This is a genomic window from Pseudovibrio denitrificans JCM 12308, assembly GCF_001310815.1.
GTDB classification, from domain to species: Bacteria; Pseudomonadota; Alphaproteobacteria; order Rhizobiales; family Stappiaceae; genus Pseudovibrio; species Pseudovibrio denitrificans.
Window position 1 is genome coordinate 145,114 of sequence record NZ_BAZK01000008.1, and the last position, 17,827, is coordinate 162,940.

Sequence of the window (17,827 nt, forward strand, 5' to 3'; positions counted from 1 at the left end):
AAAGGGAGTTACAAGTAATTGAAACTAAGACACTATTCAAAATCATGACATGAGGGCAATGCTCGCTTTGGACCACGAGCATTGCAGGGGAAATCCTACCCGATTAAGCAGGCGATCATTTCAATCTCAACCAGAGCGTCTTTGGGAAGACGCGCAACTTCCACACAGGAGCGTGCTGGGAACGGTGCATTATTGTCTTCAAAGAACTTGCCATAAACCTCATTCACGCGACCGAAGTCGTTGAGATCTTTCACGAAAACAGTTGTCTTCTTGATGTTTTTCGCAGCAAGGCCTGCTTCTTCAACAATCGCCAGACCATTTTTCAAAGACTGAAGGGTCTGCTCAGCAACATCAGCAGGCATCTCACCGGTTTCCGGGTTGATAGGCAGTTGACCGGAGGTGATCACCATCTGGCCGAGGTTTACGCCCTGAACATAAGGGCCAATTGCTGCAGGTGCTTTGGAGGTGTCGATAGCTGTCATTGTTTTTTCCTGTTTTATAGGCTTGTTAAGTCGAACTGTTCGGATGGTGAGACGAATTCCTGTTGAGCAGCAATTGTTTGCAGCTCCCATTCGCCTTTTTCTTGCGTGGTTTTAAGCACGCCGTATACCGCATTGTTACAGTGCTGGAACGCTTCTACTTCAGAAAGTCCATTCAGATAACCAGCGGCAAATACAGATGTGATCAGATCGCCGACGCCAACCGGCTGGCGCTCAAACGGCAGATGCGGGCGCTGAGCCAGATAGCTGCCTTGCGCATTGGCGAACATCATGGTGAAGGCTTCGTCGGAGACACTGTGCAGGTGCTTGGCCAGAACTATTTTCGGTCCTTTTTCCATAGCCTTAGCACAGGCTTGTTTGGCTTGCTCCAGCGTTTCAATCGGCTCGCCAATGAACTGTGAGAGCTCGAACTGGTTCGGCACGATCACATCTGCAATCGGCATCACTTTGCTGACCAGCAGCTCAGCCACACCTTCACTAACGATACAGCCTTTGTCAGGCGCGCCCATCACCGGATCACAGAAATAGAGACAATCAGGATTATGACGGCGAACTTCCTGCACGATGTCGACAATGACATCACAATGAGAAGGGCCCCCCAGGTACCCTGTTACAATACCTTTGATCTGAGAAAGAACATTCAGCTTGGCAAGTCCCTCAAAGATTTCAGAGATTTGCTTGGCATCATGGGCCTGTCCGGTCCAACCTTGCGGGTGCTGGGTGTGGTTTGAAAACTGGACTGTATTGATTGCCCAGACTTCGTGTCCCATGCGTTGCATTGGAAATACAGCACAACCGTTGCCAGCATGGCCGTATGTCACGTGGGATTGGATGGAGAGTATGCCTTTCATTTCAATTTCCTCGTTTAAACTGAGGCTCACATTTGCGAGCCCCAGCAGAGCGTAAAGCCATTCTCGGCGCTATGGGTAAACTGGAAGTGCGTTGAACATTCCGAGCACATGGCTGACGGCAACCAGAATGCCGAAGCCAAAGACCACCCAGACCAGTGCCTCGCCACCCCAGACACGGAACTGAGGATTGCCGAACTTCTTGCGGCTGACGCGCACCATCAGGGCTGGAACGATCGCAGTCCAGACGGTCGCTGCAAGGCCAGCGTAACCAATCGCGATGATGAAACCATCCGGGAAGAAGATGCCACCGATCAGCGGAGGTACGAAGGTTACTGCAGCGGTTTTCGCACGACCTGCCTGGCTGTCATCAAACTTCAGGAAGTCTGCAAGGAAGTCGAACAGACCAAGAGCAACGCCCAGGAAGGAGCTTGCCACAGCCATGTTGCCAAATGCGGACAACATGTTGGATGCAGAGGTACTTTCTACTGCACGGCCAAGAGCTTCCACCAGTACGCCGATGTTACCGCCCTGTTCAATAATCGGACCAAAATCAGCTCGTGAGATGTTGCCCAATGTGGCGAACAACCAGACAATGTAAAGTACCAGTGCAAGGAAAGTGCCTGTACCAAGCAGAGCAGAATCTTCTTAGGCTCCTTGCCGTAGTACTTCATCAGGCTTGGCACGTTGTGGTGATAACCGAAGGATGCCAGGCAGAATGGCATTGCTGCGAACAGGTACGGGAAGTAGCTCCCAAGCCCCATACCACTGTCGCTGTCAAAGAACACAGCGGCCTTCATGTTGAAGGTGTAGCCTGTCACGGACATGAAGAACGTGATGATCATGCCACCGAGCAGGATTGTTGTAATGCGATCAACGGCTTTTGTGGACCACCAGACGAAGAAGGCAAGACCCAGTGCAAAGATCAGGCCTGCTATCATCTGCGGAGGAGCAACACCAACTGTTGCATCCAGCGTATGCACCACGATGGAGCCGCCACCGGAGATGTACGCGTAGCAGAGAATGTAGCCAACGAATGCCACGGCGATGTTGTTGACAGTGTTCCACCCATTCCCAAGGGTGTCTTTCACCATCGTGTCGAAGCTGGAGCCGACCGGGTAATTCAGGTTTGTTTCCAGGATCATAAGCCCGGAATGCAGCATACAGAACCAGGTAAAGGCCAGCGCAAAAATAGCCCAGATACTCCACATGCCAGCGCTGACGGTTGGAACGGAAAACATACCAGCGCCGACTGCGGTTCCGGCGATGATCATTGCACCGCCTAGGAAGGATGGACTGGTTGTTGCAGTGGCGTTGCCTATGCCACCGACTTGTGTGCCCTCAGACATTTACTTCTCTCCCGTGAAGTAGTTTTGTTATATCCGTGAGGAAAAGAGGGAGGCACAGAGCAGCGCCTCCCGAGGTGCCAAATTACTTGATTGGCTTCAGACGTGCAGTGAAGTGGCGCAGGACAGGTGGCTCGTATTCAAACTCGAAGCCTTTGATATCCTTTGCGTTCTTCGCAACGTTGATCAGAGCATCCGCGATGTAATCCATGTGGTCGTTGGTGTAAACACGACGTGGGATTGTGAGGCGCATGAGTTCCAGTGGGGACTCTTTTTGCTGGCCGGTTGCAGGGTCGCGGCCAAGTAAGAATGAGCCAATTTCAACTGGGCGTACGCCGGATTCCAGGTACAGCGCGTTACACAGAGCCTGTGCAGGGAACTGGTCGCCAGGGATGTGCGGAAGAATCTTCTTCGCGTCTACAAACACCGCGTGACCGCCGGTTGGGTACTGAATTGGCACGCCACCTTCAACGAGACGATCGCCCAAATACTTAACCTGGCCAATACGATAGTGCAGGAAGTTCTCATCCGCACCCTCATGAAGACCACGTGCCAGCGCTTCCATGTCGCGGCCGGCTAATCCCCCATAAGTTACGAAGCCTTCCATTGGGACGCAGAGGGTTTGGACGGCCTGGAACAGCTCTTTCTTCTCGCGGATTGCGCACATGCCGCCGATGTTGACCAGTGGGTCTTTCTTTGCGGACATGGTGAGCATATCGCCGTAGGAGTACATCTCGCGGATGATGTCGGTGATGGACTTATCCGCGTAGCCTTCCTCACGCTGCTTGATGAAATACGCGTTTTCGCAGTAGCGGGCGGAGTCGATCACAACCGGAATGTCGTATTTCTGGCCGATCTCGTAAACAGCGCGCATGTTTGCCATGGAAACTGGCTGACCACCGGAGCTGTTACAGGTCACTGTGGTGATGATCGCGGTGACGTTCTTCGCGCCGTGTTCCTTGATCGCCGCTTCCAGCTTCTCCAGATCGAAGTCACCCTTCCAGTCGTAGTAAGTGGTTGTGTCATAAGCACGTTCGTCCACCACGTTCACCGCCTGACCACCGTTCAGCTCCACGTGAGCGGCTGTGGTGTCGAAGTGGTAGTTGGAGATGAAGATGTGCTTATCTGCACCACGAACTTCCTTCGCGCGGCGGATCAGAGCAGGGAACAGGATCTGTTCTGCACCACGACCCTGGTGGGTTGGCACCAGATATTCATAACGGAAGAAGTGATGAACCGCATCTTTCAGGTTGTAGAAGTTGCGGGAGCCGGCATAGGCTTCGTCGCCCATCATCATGCCTGCCCACTGGTAGTCAGACATGGCGCCGGTGCCGGAGTCTGTCAGAAGATCGATGTAAACGTCATCACTTGCGAGCAGGAATGGGTTGTAGCCAGCTTCAGCCAATGCCTTTTCGCGGTCTGCGAAAGTGGTCATTTTGATTGGCTCGACCATTTTGATGCGGAACGGCTCAGGGATACGTTTCATTGTTCTAGTCCTTGCATTTTATACTGCGCATTCTTCTTAGAAAACTGTTTCCCACCGTTGGGAATACGCAGCTGCGCACAGGTTGGGTCGCTCTCCAACCCTTTGGCGCGAAAGTTACAACTGCCTGAAAGTGCAGGCATTCCTTTTGGAATTAACGTGTTGCGGCAGCAGTCCCGGTTTTGAATGATAGACGCAGCTCACCCGTTGCTCCGCAGCAGCAGAGCAAGTAAAGCTTCTCGAATGACTACACGAGTGGATGTAATTCACCCGTAGCTCCAAGTAGATTGGGCGTCACACATTCAAATTTTTAAAGGGACTGATGGGCCTCTAGGCTTATACGCACGCGTTTGGGAAGTCATAGGCAAGACGAACGTCTTGCGTAAACCACGCCAAGCTCTTTTTATTGCGATACTGAAGAACCAGTACTGACCGGCTCATGACCTAATCCTCATCTTTACTGCATATCATGTGATAGCAAGGGCATATGAAACCACAATTGCCCATGTGTCAAGCAGCTATTCTACCTCTTTCCTACGGGGTTGCCCCTAGAACAAGTAGATAAGCCAGTATAGACTTCACACCGCATTAACAGGCGCTGTATTTTTCAAGCCAGCACAGTAAATAATTCTGTAAAATCTTAGTTTTTGCTTAGAACCCATGTTCTTTCCCATGTGCAAAAGCCGTTCCACCTGAAAACGCCCAAGGGTGAACCCTATAAATTAATTGTCGGGAAGCACGAGGCGCCACGAACTCTTGATATCTCAGAGATTTTTTGCCTGTTAAATTTCACAGGAGCCAATTATTCCAAGTTATTTGCAACAGGGCCTCTCTCAGCGACACTTTCCGGCTGACACCCCGTTATCCCCGCAACAAAATTGCGCGGTCCCGCACTTATCCTCCCCACCCGGCAGGTCAGCCCTTCACCGCGGCAGTTGATAACTTATCGCCCCACCGGGCATAAGTCTCTCTCATTGACCAAAACCAGACCCCACCATCCATGAAACCTGCTCAGCAATCCCCCTCACATAGCAACGCGTTCGTTTGCGTTCTTTTGTGTTTTCCTGCGTTTTTTAAGGATTTCATTGTGCAGTGCCGGGGATTCAGATCTTTAACTCGTTTCCTAAAAAAGTCCCGGAACAACAGTGTCAGTTAAAAGCCCTCCAGCCTCACATTGTTCTTTTAGTACAACACGAAAATTTTTCAGCATTTTAAACTGTTTTTGAAATTCTGAATTTTGCTGCAATAAATGCTGTACAATGCGATCACTGTTTTCCGAGAACTGTATCCCTGCATCTAAAACCTTCTCTAATCGACAAACGCTAGGCGAATGCTCTGAACTCAGAAGCCCGTTCTCAACTAACCCAAAAATCATAAAGTAATTTGTAGCGAAGAGAGGATTGTTTCCCAACATCCAATTTAGGCGAACTCCAAAGTCGTCGGCTTCATCTTCTTGAGCTCGCCGAGCTTTAAGACAATCTTCTCCCAAAGGTGCATTTAGGCACGAAGCTGGAGTATTCTCAAAATGGTTAAAAACGTGGTGCGCATATTCGTGTGCGAGTACAAAACTCAACATGACCCTCATAGCAACGCTAAACGAGTAATCATACTCTTTTGATTTGCTGAATTTTTTGTATTGATCGTCTGGAAGCCCTACATATTCAGCAAAGCTTTCAGGTTTTATCGGAGTTCCTCCTTCTCGTATCTCTCGTCTAGCTCCGCGCAGGAAATTGGCAATTTTGTTTTTGTATTCACCAATTTCCTTTAAATACCCCCATTTCCCGGCAATCAGATTCGCGTCAATTGACGCTCCGATTAACGCAAGGAACCCCGTACTAATTTCGATTTTTCTCTGTGAGAAGTTATCTATGAAAGCAACAACTCGGCCTATCCTTTCATCAACAACGACCACAATATTGACGGCTTCCGCTATTCGTCTTTCTTTCGGAAGCATCGCGTTCAAAAGAGCTGGTTTCACAATGGAATTTATATCTTGCTGAGTAATTGCTTGGATTTGCCGCGCGGCTCTTAGTCGTTCTGATGTTTGAGCGGCTGCAAAATTTGACGCGGTAAAAGTGATCAAGAACGCAATAATAGATATAATCTGCATATTAATGCTCCCCTATACGGCGATACCACTCTGAAACATTCTTAAGTTTCACATATTCTTCGCCTCCAAAACTTGAGGGATTTAATAGGAAGTTCTCTCCTTTTTCTCTCCATAATTTAACAGATGACACCCCATTTGATGCCACGACATAAAATACACGTTGATCTTTCAAAACATCGAGCGCACGGTCAAATTCTTTTTGATTTATAGCAATAGGAATGTTCAGAAGGTTTGCGTTTGCCAAAGCTTCAATAGAACTAATTGCAGCGCTAAGTTTTCTAGCTTGTAATAGTTCCTGACTAGAATAAAATCTCCCATTTACATTATGAGATACACCATCCACTTTAGGCACATTAGTTACTTGCTCTACTTTTTGAGTAGCGTTGGTTTCCAGTGGAGATGACAGAACTATATATGAGTACCCAACAAGTATTATCATAATAAACACAGGCGTACCCAGCAATATACTCGCAGCAAAAGGTACTTCTTTAAACTGAGTAGAGACATTTATCTTCTGAGTACTACGCCAAAAAGCAACTATAATTGTAATCGCCAATACGATTATAACTATAGAAAGCGTCAATCGTTCTGATATGCGTACGACCCAAGCAGCATTTATCATTTGTGCATTGTCTGCCAAGCTCTCAGCTCTTGCAAAGCTACATCCAAGCAATAAGCAAATTACAGATCTTAGAAACACTACTACCCCCTTTAAATTACCCAAGGGAACTATATGTCATATTACAACATAATCAAAGTATGACTTAACAACAACGTCTATCGCATACCTAATTACTACATTCATAAAAATATCATATTTACAGAAACACCTGTTCACCAGAAGGAAGTTACTAAAAGTCATTAATCTACCGGGTTAAGTATTTCGCTCAACTGTTTGAGAGCTGATGCTCTGTAAACTCATATTTAGATGTAATTCACCTCTCAAGAACGATCAAAATGCTTTTTTACACTATGCACTCAGCAGCCCTATTTTCCCAATCACCACTCCCCAAAACAACTTTGGCGCTGAGTGTCCGGATGTTGGCGTGATGTGTCCTTCCGGGTGGGGGACTCTCGTGTTTTATGGGGTCAGGAGAGCTGCCCGTCGGTGGTGAGGGGTGTTCTCCGTTCCCTAAAGCAACGACAGAATGCCATCCATGAAACCTTACGTTCTTTTCAAAAGCATAACGGCCCTGCCGGTTCTCTTGCTACCTCATTCCCTTTTTGCGGGAGAAGTGCTTAACGATGGAACCGTTGTTGCTGAAAGCCCCACTGTGACAACACAGGTTTCAGTTGCCGATGGCACCACATTGGAAGTTCAGTCTGGCGCTTCAGTGGAAGTGGGAACAGCCCATGCCATTATTGATGCGGTGGATGGAACCTCCATCACCGTGATCAATGCGGGCAGCATCTCTACCACGCGCGATCTGTATGATGCGATCAACGCGCAAAACTCCACGCTGACGCTGGAAAACACCGGCCTCATTCATGGTCTGGAAGATGCCATTGATGTTGGCAGTGCAGATCTGATCATCAACTCGGGCACCATACTGGGCGGGGATGAAGGCATCATCGCGCAGGACCGCATTGAGGAGCTCATAAACTCCGGCAGCATCACGGGCCAGCAGGATGATGGCATTCAGGCAGAAAGCATCGGCAGCCTGACCAACAGCGGGTCGATTATCAGCGAGTCCGACGATGGCATTCTGGTTTTGGGCGCGCAGGGTATTGGCAGCCTGATCAACTCCGGGATTATTTCCGCCGATGAAGAAGCCGTTGATGCAGACGCGCTGGGGTATTTTGAAAACACCGGCACAATCTCCGCCAGCAGAGATGTGATCTTAATCGATGGTGATGCGGGCACCATCATAAACCATGGCACGATCAACTCTGAATTTGGTGGGGGGTTCAACGTCTGGTCCGCCGACAGCGTGGTGAACACAGGCACCATCATCAGTAACGACGAAGGCATCTATCTGGACGGAGAAGACGGGTCCGGCCATGCCCGCAGCGTTTACAACTCAGGCACTATTGAAAGCCAAAACAGCGGCATTCGCGCCACCAGCATTGAGCGCCTGACGAACACGGGGAGCATCACCTCCCATTCCTCCGCAATCCGCATACATCACGGCACAATCGTCAACTCAGGCACCCTAACCGGAAGCCGGGAAGCTGCCGTTATCTTCACGCACGAAACCGACGGGGATGCAACGCTGATCAACTCCGGCGTTATACAGAACGACTTTAGCCCAACCAACAGCGCCATCGAGTTTGGTCCAGTTGGGTCAAATCATCTGGTGCTTCAACCGGGATCAGTCATTATCGGAACCATCCTCTATGGAGGCGCCGGCAGTGCTCTGACGGTAGAAAACGGCCTTTCCATTGCCAACACCTTTATCGGCACGCCGCAGCAGGTTGAGGCGAACGGCGCCGCATTTGCGGTGAGCGGAAATCAGGTGGCCGTGGCTGACACAAGCGGCCTTGCAGCCGTGAACAACGCTTTTGTGGACCTGAGCGCCAGCATCTCCGATGGGGTGAATGCGCGGATCATGGCCAACCTATTTGACGGGGCAGGGGAGCAGGCGCCCCGAGCAGAGCCGCAGCGCCATTTCTGGATGTCCGCGTTTGGCGCAGGCAGCCGCTGGAAGGGCACCGGCGCAACCACTGACAACACGCACGGCTACGGCGGTATTCTGATGGGCCTTGATGGGCAGTTGAGTGAGGACCAGCTGCTGGGGGGCTTCATTGGCACCGCCTATGGCCGCACGGAAGTGAGCCACGACAGTCAGGAGACGGATATCACCTCGTTTTATGGCGGACTTTATGGGCTGCAGCAGTTCGGTGCCCACTCTGTGAGCTTCGTGCTCACCGGTGGTTATTCCGACTATGACAGCGAACGCTCCGTCGCCAACAACACAGTGGCAACGGGCACAGAAACCGCCTCAGCCGACTACGGCGCCTGGTTCATCGCACCGGAAATCACTCTGGCAACTGAGCTGTCCGTGCTGGAGCAAACCGTGCTGCCGTCACTCACCCTGCGCTATGCCGGAGCGGCGATCCAGAGCTTTTCCGAGAGCGGCTCTGAGGGCAACCTCTCCGTGGATGAGCGGGCGCTGCATGAGTTCACCGGCCGCGCCCAACTCACCGCGCGCGCGTATGAGGGGACCGCGTTCTCTCTGGATGCCTTCATCGCCGTTGAGGGGCGTCTCTCACGAGGGGACGACAACCTCACCGGCGCTCTGCTGGGGCAGGATATCGGCTTTGTGCTGGATGACAAAGACGAAGCCCTGCGCGGCACCATCGGCTTCAACGCAGGTGGGCAGATTACACCCTCCACCCGCTGGTTTGCCCGCGCAGAAGCCGCTACCGGCAGCGATGTTGATGTCCACGGCGAAGGCAGGCAGGCTTTCTCATCAGCTTCTGAAGAGTTGGCTGCTACGCCTTCTCCTTAGCAGCACGGCGAAATTTTGAGGGCGTTTGATCCGTCCAGCGCTTGAACGACCTACGAAAGGCGCGTTCTTCAGAATAGCCAAGCATATGCGCGATGCTGCTGATGGTAAGATCCGGGTTGGCGAGCAGCTGCTTGGCGTTCGCCAGCCGAACATCCTCCAGCATCTCCCGAAGCTCCGCCCCATTGCGGCTGACAATGCGCTGCAAACTGCGCAGGCTCATATTCAACCGCTGCGCCAGCGCAGGCGCGCCATACTCGGCCAGGGCTGCATTCTCACAGATGGCATCATAGACCCTCTGCAGCTCCTCAGACTGCATCTCCGGCTTCTCAAGATCCTTATGCAGACGATCAAGGTGCGCGCGGGCATAGTCATAGAGCGGTTTTGACGGCAGACGGCTTGGCGATTTCAACGCCTCATTCGCCAGCAAAAACCCATTGCTTGGCTGTTCAAACAGAACTGTTACGCCAAAATACTCTTCATAAAGGTGCAGTGGAACCAGAGGCTTATGCATAAAGCTCACCTGCTGCACATGGCAGGCAACGCCATAAAACTCTTCCACCATCCGAAAGAGCAGAGCACAGCCCAGTTCTGCCGTTATGCCTCGGTCCAGCGCATCCATGGGATGGCGCAGTTGAACCCGTGTCGTCACCTCTGAGCTTTCAAAACCAAAGGACAACCGATCGGACAGGACGGACTGGTACTGCACAAGCACCTCCAACCCTTCCCTGAAGGTCGGCGCAAACTCCAGGGCAGAGCTGACGAACCCAAGCGCTGAGAAGGGTGTCACCTTGGCCAGATCCAGCGAGAACGCCTCATTTGGCAGGGACTCTGCCATCAGGTTCATGATCTTGGGAAAGGTTTCTTCATGCAGGCGCGCGTCAGCAGCAAGCAGCTGTACCGGGTCCAGATCCAGCTTGCTCAGGATCTCCTGAAGTGGGACACCTCTGGAGATAGCATAACTCGCAATATGCGAGGCAACACTGCCCATCGTTTTTGATTGTATCAAGCCCGTCGTATTCTGCATGCCCAAATCTATATGCGCTTCGAAACCTTAGTGATTTTTACTATGCACCCTGCGCAATTGCCATCCTAAACTGACGCTTTTCGCAGGTTCTTGAGCAGCGGGTGAGGGTGTACTGATAGGTCGCTCAAAACCGCCTCCACCGTGTAGCCGGCGGGCGCACGTTTCTTGGGATATTCCTGTCGTAAATTATTGAGATGTGAACAATACACACTAAGATAGCAGGATTGCTTTAGTCTTGTGCTGCCACACATCTTAAATTTGCGAGCCCCAATGGATAGAATTATCCGTTACATCATAGTGTTTATGTTCATTACGGTACTTGGTGGTGGTTTCATATTGCTTTGGTTACTGGGTGGTACTGTGATTGACCAAAAAGTAGAGGCTGGTAAGTACTTTTTTGAGTTCAAGAACCAAAAAAATGTTTGGGTTGAAACGACTGCCTTTTGGTACTGGACCGAGAGCATTCATAACTTCATACATCTTTTTGGAACGATCATCTTTTTATGTTTCGCCGGATGGCAATACTTTACAGATACGGAGTAGATGTCTTCGCCATAAGATCGACGATCTGATTTCATTGAGCTCTGGAATGCTTTGAAGCTCAACTCATCGCGAGAAGGAGCGGAAGACTTCGTAGAGTTGGAAGAGTTGTTTCTGGGAGTTGATGCCCATTTTGTAGAGGGCTGACTTGAGCTGTTTGCGGACAGTGTCCAGCCGCACCGATCTGTCTTGCGCGTAATCCTGCAGGGATGTGTTGGAAAGGACGGCACTGATGACATGGCTCTCCGCTTTGGAGAGGCGGAAAACGTCAGTTAGCTTCTCAATCACAGCAGGGTCGGCATTGGCGGTTGCGCTGGTCATCATGATCTTCACGGCCAAATATTGTGCTGTTTCCAAGGACCCGTCGGACGCCTGCGGCTTTGGGTTGAACATCTGGATCAAATAAGTTGTCCCTGTGCGTTCATCCGTCAGGTTCACAATCGGCAGCCCACCCACCAGTGCGCTGATCTGAGCCTCTTCCAGTTTCTTGTTCTGCTTGCGATCGGAGCAGGAGATCCCGGTCTTCCTGAGCCTCAGGAACCCATGCTCCAATATCTCAAGGGCTCTTGGGTTGATGGAGTTGATATCATACTGCGTAAAGATGATGAGCCCGAATGGCAGGTTTCCGGTAACAGAGTCCTTCAACGACAATCTCATCTCAAGGCTTCTGACCCTCTGCCGATAATGCAGGGCTCTGCTGGCATGGGGGATCATGCTTTCAAACATTTTGCGCTGGAGGGGGGAAAACCCGTCTCCCGGATTAAGCGAAGACACACCAAACCAGCCAAAGTTATCGCCCTTGGTCAGGTTGGTTCCCATAAGGTCATAGACTTCGAACTTGGGAAGCAATTGATGTATGGGATTGGTTTTTAAGCCATATTCTGTCGTCATCTCAGCATCAGTGATGATCTGTCCGTATGGCGATCTGTTGACCCGGTCTATTCTGTAGTCATGAGCAAAATAGTTCTCAGTGTATTCCGGTTCAAAAGAAGGATCGATCCGCGCGACATAGTTCAACCGCTCCTCCGGCTTGGCAGCATCATAAGTGTAAAGATGCATTCCGGAAGCTCTCAGCAGATCACTGGCAGTAAGAAGTGCATCCTCGAACAACTCAGGGTGTTCAACGGCCTCGTAAAGCTGAGTAAGGAAGAGATCAAAGTCCTTTGTCATGGATATGCAATATGTAAACAGCAATGATTCGCGCAGCAATCGATAAACTTACCGTAGCGGATAGCAAGTAAACATCAAATAGCATTTAAGTAGAACTACCAGTTCTTATCGCAACAGAGAGGCACTGGTTCTGAAAGATGATCACATACCTCTCTTTTGAGCGCGCGCGAAGGCTGAGCCTTTTTCTTTAACAAGCCCCCATTTGAGGAATGTTTTGCACCTCAGGCTTTCCCTAGCATGGCCTCAGGCTGATTACATTTTCTAAGCAATCACTGTGTTTCGTGGCCATGAAGCAAGCCACACATCAGCCGATTTATCCTGGACTTGGGTAAGTTCAGTGAAGAGATGATGCGGGCACGGCCAAGGCCATTGCAGGTCTCTTCAACAGAGCCGCCCAAACCAGATTCAGCATTGATTTAACAGTTATGGGGGGAAGGGAATACTCGAATGTATAGTTCGTAACTTATTGTATTTATATTTGAAATTCATACCAAGCAGAGATGACGATTAAACCAGAATCTAATCTAAGTCATTTGCTTTAAAACAGCTCGCAAGCCTCCATCGCGAGCTGTTTTTTGTTACACAAAGCGCAGTGGCTTAAGCTGCTTTGTCAGCGGCAAGGGGGAGGGAGGCCTGATCGTTTTGGGCGCGGCGCAGGGCATGGTGGCTTCCAAGGCAGCGAGGGCAACGATGAGGTAGAGCAGCGGGGCAGTGCCCAGTTCCACGATCATCCAGCCTGCAATCAGCGGAAAGCCGAAGATGCCGATGAAGTAAGTCAGCGCGAACAGCTGTAAGGTTTGCGGCACCAGATCTTCCTGCGCATCATTGGCGGCCATAGCTGCCAGCACCGGATAAGAGGCACCATATCCAACCCCAAACAGGATCGCGACTACGATGTAAGCCGGAACGCTGGCCCCTGAAAACGCAAAGAGCAGAACGCTGCCAGCCATCACATATTGCAGGGCTGCGATGGTCATGTAGGGCTGCGTGCCGCCTTTGAACTTGGCCAGCGCCACACGGCAGATGACAACGGTGATGGTGTAGGCGAGGAAGAAGTGAGCGTAGTCGAGCCCTCTGGCATCGGCAAACACCGTCTGGAAGTTGTTCATTCCCGCAAACACGCTGGCGCCGAGGCACACCATGATAATCGGCAGAACCGCTTTGCCCTTCAAAATGCGGCCCACATAGCCAAGGCTGAGGCGAGATCTGGCCTCAGGTCCCGGATTGATGGCATGTCGGCGCACAGGCGCAACCAGCACAAAAAACAGCAGGGCACTGAGAACGCACAGACCGGAGGTGATGAGAAACGCATCCGCAATGGTGCCACCTGCCGCTTCAATCTGGGAGGCCATAACAGGTGAGAGCCCAAAGCCAACCATCAGAACCACTGAGTGCAAAGCAAAGTAGCGGATACGCTCGTCCGCTGTCACAAGCCGGGTCAGCACAACCGGTGCCAATGAATAGGTAAGCCCCCAACCCGCTCCCAGCAACAAGCTGGCGAGGACGACCATTGCGTTCACTCCATCCGCCACAGCAAACAGCGCGAGAGCGGCAGCGATGGCTAGGCAGGCGAGCCCAAGGGTGACCACACGGCCAAACCAGTCTGACAGGTGACCGGAGAAGTACACGGCGATCAACGTGGAAACGGTTGCCACCAGCAAGATGAGGCCGACGGCTTTCTCATTGGCGCCGAATGTGTCGAACAGCCGTGGGAGCATGAAGGTCAGGCCATAAGCTCCCGCTTGCAGCAGCACGGCCAATAGATAAACGACAAATGTCAGAGTGCGAGACATGCACGGGCACCTCAAATAATCGTGTTTGAAAAGCAGGCGCGGATCAAACTCTCTTGATCTGAGCCACCTTTGCTTCTGGCAGGCACACTAAGCGCACGATTGGCACTTCAAAAGAACCAGTAAATGTAAATACTGAGGAACCAGTTAGACTGATCGCTTATCACCTCCACGCGCGCACCTCATGCAATAACTCTTACATTGCAATGAGTTACCGAAATATCGCTCGACGTACTCCAGTTACCCTGAGATTTTATCGATTCCATTGACGCACCGTTCGCCCTGAAACCATCCCGTTATTTGGGAAAACCGCAGAGTACTCCAGAATAAGAGCAGTCCCGGAAGTGACATGGAGCTCATGGATGCCTAAGACGAAGAAGGAACAAGACAAAACCTCCAGTGACCCGAAAGTGGTGAAGTGGATCAACGCGGTGTCAAAGCTCCTGCACATCAATCAGGAGGAAGCGAGTGCTAGGGGTGGTTCCAATGGTGATGATACGAACCACCTGGAAAGACCACAGGGCAACGGCATCTCACTGGAGCCTGATGTGCCTACTCAGGACACGACACCTCCTGAGACGCAGATCCTAGATCTCACACCAGAGATCAAAAAAGCACAGACTAAGTTCGAGGCCTACAAAAAGCGCCGGAACATCTTCAAGGATGTGAATGATCTGGAGTCTTCGACAAATTCGTCAAATCCACCGCAGAATTTCTGGACAAGGCCAGCGACCTGAACAAGCAGCAAGATGTTTCCGGTGCTATCGACTCTTTGGACAATGCAACCCTGACGATGAAGGAAGTCGAAAAGATCTATGCCCGCGGTGTTGACTCTGCATGTATACTGCTACACCGAAAACAGGAACTGGCAGACATTCGAGCCCGTTTGAAGTTCCTCAACAGCTTTGATCTGGAAGGATTTTCTGAACAACGACAGAGAGAAGCTCCTCGTTTCGCCGAGTTCGTCAAAACCAATGCAGATAAAGCAGAGGCACAGCTGAAAGCTGGTGAAATCAAAGCCAGCCGGGATACCTTTGTAACACTGCATACCTATCTGGATACGCTGGAGCGGATACTCAAGGAAAAACCATCAAAGGAAACTCAAAAGCCGCGCAAGGAAATCACGGTTAAAGCTTATACCGGCGACAACTCGGTAGCTGGGGCACAGGAAATACTGACTGAACTGAATAGATTGTATGAGGAGCAGCGCAAGATCCCGTACACGGATAAAGAAGCCTACGCACAGAGCAGGGAAAAAATAGCGGCTCAAAGAGAGTTGCTCAAAAACCCTGATCACCGGATCAACAATGCTGACCGTGATGGAATCTTTACTCAGTTTGAGCCTCTGGGCGAGGATGGCAAGTCTGTTCTTGATAGCGGCGAGTACGAGAAAGCCGGAAACAAGATCCACTTGAGCGTCCAGATGGGTCAGCTGGAGCAAGCCGGTAACGTCCTGACACCCCTTTTGCTCTCACCAGATAATCCTTTCCTTTCGTTCAAAGTCACCAACATGGACGGAGCAGTGGCGGCCTTTAAAGATGACGAGAAGCAGTATTCCGCTGATACGCCTGAAGCCAAAGCCAAGCTGGCAGAGCAAAAAGCGTACTTTGATCGGGTCACCCAGGGAGCGCAGATCACGCTTTATCCGTACACCAAGGACACAAGCTATCCTGATGGCGCGGAGGACTTCGGCTTCTTCCTGAAACTGCTGGAACAGGAACTGGCAGCCGCCGGAATCCAGCCGGGCAAAAACCCGGATTCAGATGCCAGCCTCGAAGGCCTGAGCTTTGCAACCTTCCGCAACGAAGAAGGCTCACGCGGTGTTGGCGTGGATGATGAAGATCAGCTTGAAGAGAACCGCAAGATGCTTCGCAGCAAGCCGTTTTATCAGGCCCTCACCAACAAGGATTACAAGCCCGAAAAACCTGAAGAGAGCCCACCATCTCAGCAAGACGACCCTGAGAGTAGGAAGAGTGCCCGATAAGGCATGCCACCCCGATTGATCGTGATCGGCTCGTGCTGGGTGATCTCGCAGAATGATCCGGTTAGGGACGCGCGAACGCGGTTCAGTCGCGTTTCCCAGTCATCGTAGGGCAGCAGGCCTGCTACAAGTACATTGCTGTTTTGGGCTGGCTTCGGCAGGAATCCGAAGTGGCGCGGGTCGCTTCCCAGCACGCGCACATCTGCCTGATCACCAAGAGCATAGGATATCTTGGCACCATCGATCCAGTTGAGCGTATAAACCGGCGTTGGCTCACCGTCCTGCAATAGACCGCGACTGATCAGAGTGTCCTTTGCATCAAACCAGTCCGTGGCACGAATGGTCTCGTCCCAACGCGGTGGAGGGGAGCCGAGCGGCCGTGTCAGTAGTCCGGTTTTGAAATGCAGTCCTCCCAGCACCACGACGATCAGGATAAGCGTGGCTGAGGCCGTGAACGCGCGTTTGGCAATGACAACGCCGGACGGCTTGAGCTTGGCAAACCAACTGCCCAGAAGCGGGAAGAGGAACAGGTATCCGGCCATGGGCCAGTGGGGCAGCGTGTTTCGGGAAAGCAGGGCCACTGCGTTAAACACGATGATCGGGATAAGCGCGAGGCACAGGAAGTACCGGTCCGCCGCTGTTTTTTCTCCAGCACGGAAGAACCGCACCACAAGCCACAAGCACATAATCAGTGTCACCGGCTGCAGATAGGCCAGTTGCCCCAGAAGCATGCGCCCGGAGTTAAGCAGGTGGACGGGAAGATCAAAACCGGCAGAGGTCACCGAGCGGGAAAGCTGGAACCCGAATGACTGCCAGCCGTTCATGGCATTCCACCAGATGACCGGGCTGAAGACCAGAAGAGCAACGGCACTGGCGATGTAAGGGCCACGGGTGCGAAGGAGGGGGCGGAGCTCCCGATCTGAGAGCAGGAACAACAAGGCACCCACCCCAGTCAAAACTGCCATGTACTTGGAGAGCAGAGCCAGACCAAACGCCAGTCCAACAGCGATCCAACGAGCATCGCTTATGTGGCGCGTGTTTGGGTTCAGAAGCGGGGTCAGCAGGCTGGCCGCGATCAACAGGAAGAGCATCATCGGCCCGTCGGGAACCACCCAGCTTCCTGCGGACAGGAGAAAGAACGGCGAGATGGAAAACCATGCAATCGCCCAGGCGCCAGCCTTTGCACCGTAAAAGCGGGAGGTCAGCTGATACAGCAGCAGGGTGGAAAGCACCGACATGGCGATGAAGGGAAAGCGGAGCACGAAGCCTGCTTCAGAGCCTGTCAGCCATGATGTTGCGTGGATGATCCAGAAGGTCAGCGGCGGGTGGTCAAAATAGCTGAGAGAGGGATGCCGCGCTATGGCAACCATGTAGCTTTCATCCACGCCGAGACCAAGCAGGGCAGCGCCATAAAAACGGGCGAGGGTGGCAGCAAAAATTATAATGAAAACAACAATGGCAATACGGGCTGGTGTGACGGCTCTGTCAATCATCAGCTGCCTCATGATCAGGTTACTTCGCTTTTTGTTATGATGAGGATCAGACAGTCTTGAGCAGCAGAACAGCGGAAACGCCAATGCAGT

At 51.6% G+C, this 17,827-nt stretch carries 12 protein-coding genes and 1 pseudogene; 3 read left to right on the plus strand and 10 right to left on the minus strand.

Annotated features, from left to right (window positions below):
• Positions 1 to 95: 95 nt before the first annotated feature.
• The 6 genes and pseudogenes from JCM12308_RS12305 to JCM12308_RS12330 form a co-directional block, all read right to left on the minus strand.
• Positions 96 to 482, minus strand: coding sequence for a RidA family protein (locus JCM12308_RS12305; protein WP_054783917.1), 387 nt, complete (start codon positions 480 to 482; stop codon positions 96 to 98).
• Between the two features lie 14 nt (positions 483 to 496).
• Entirely contained in the window at positions 497 to 1,351 is an 855-nt protein-coding gene (gene pdxY / locus JCM12308_RS12310) for a pyridoxal kinase PdxY (protein ID WP_054783918.1), read from the minus strand.
• 69 nt (positions 1,352 to 1,420) lie between these two features.
• Positions 1,421 to 2,697 (minus strand): annotated as a pseudogene (mtr, locus tag JCM12308_RS31520) (tryptophan permease).
• An 82-nt stretch (positions 2,698 to 2,779) separates the two neighbouring features.
• A complete protein-coding gene (locus JCM12308_RS12320; protein WP_054783919.1) occupies positions 2,780 to 4,180 on the minus strand; it encodes a tryptophanase in 1,401 nt (466 codons plus the stop codon).
• Positions 4,181 to 5,300: 1,120 nt separating this feature from the next.
• Positions 5,301 to 6,287 carry a phage exclusion protein Lit family protein gene (locus JCM12308_RS12325; RefSeq protein ID WP_054783920.1) on the minus strand — a complete coding sequence of 329 codons (987 nt, stop codon included), beginning with the start codon at positions 6,285 to 6,287 and terminating at the stop codon, positions 5,301 to 5,303.
• 1 nt (position 6,288) lies between these two features.
• On the minus strand, positions 6,289 to 6,927 hold the full coding sequence (locus tag JCM12308_RS12330; RefSeq protein WP_128647386.1) for a hypothetical protein: 639 nt from the start codon (positions 6,925 to 6,927) through the stop codon (positions 6,289 to 6,291).
• Between the two features lie 595 nt (positions 6,928 to 7,522).
• On the opposite strand from JCM12308_RS12330, the gene JCM12308_RS12335 reads away from it, so the two are divergent.
• Complete coding sequence (locus JCM12308_RS12335; protein ID WP_164845303.1) at positions 7,523 to 9,739, plus strand: autotransporter family protein; 2,217 nt, start codon at positions 7,523 to 7,525, stop codon at positions 9,737 to 9,739.
• Here the strand turns inward: JCM12308_RS12335 and JCM12308_RS12340 are convergent.
• The 3 genes from JCM12308_RS12340 to JCM12308_RS12355 form a co-directional block, all read right to left on the minus strand.
• Positions 9,723 to 10,763, minus strand: coding sequence for an AraC family transcriptional regulator (locus tag JCM12308_RS12340; protein WP_083417253.1), 1,041 nt, complete (start codon positions 10,761 to 10,763; stop codon positions 9,723 to 9,725). The two genes, JCM12308_RS12335 and JCM12308_RS12340, sit on opposite strands and share 17 nt — an antisense overlap.
• 606 nt (positions 10,764 to 11,369) lie before the next feature.
• Positions 11,370 to 12,473 carry a helix-turn-helix transcriptional regulator gene (locus JCM12308_RS12350; RefSeq protein ID WP_054783925.1) on the minus strand — a complete coding sequence of 368 codons (1,104 nt, stop codon included), beginning with the start codon at positions 12,471 to 12,473 and terminating at the stop codon, positions 11,370 to 11,372.
• A gap of 578 nt (positions 12,474 to 13,051) precedes the next feature.
• Positions 13,052 to 14,266 (minus strand): MFS transporter, encoded by a 1,215-nt coding sequence (locus JCM12308_RS12355; protein ID WP_128647387.1) that lies wholly within the window; start codon positions 14,264 to 14,266, stop codon positions 13,052 to 13,054.
• A 359-nt stretch (positions 14,267 to 14,625) separates the two neighbouring features.
• Here JCM12308_RS12355 and JCM12308_RS29800 point away from each other — a divergent pair, with 359 nt between their 5' ends.
• Together JCM12308_RS29800 and JCM12308_RS12360 are read left to right on the plus strand one after the other, a co-directional pair.
• Entirely contained in the window at positions 14,626 to 15,000 is a 375-nt protein-coding gene (locus JCM12308_RS29800; RefSeq protein WP_208978511.1) for a hypothetical protein, read from the plus strand.
• A gap of 35 nt (positions 15,001 to 15,035) precedes the next feature.
• Positions 15,036 to 16,247: a hypothetical protein gene (locus JCM12308_RS12360; protein WP_208978512.1), complete on the plus strand. Its 1,212-nt coding sequence runs from the start codon at positions 15,036 to 15,038 to the stop codon at positions 16,245 to 16,247.
• Here JCM12308_RS12360 and JCM12308_RS12365 read toward each other — a convergent pair.
• Entirely contained in the window at positions 16,208 to 17,737 is a 1,530-nt protein-coding gene (locus JCM12308_RS12365) for a glycosyltransferase family 39 protein (protein WP_164845304.1), read from the minus strand. The two genes, JCM12308_RS12360 and JCM12308_RS12365, sit on opposite strands and share 40 nt — an antisense overlap.
• Between the last annotated feature and the right edge of the window lie 90 nt (positions 17,738 to 17,827).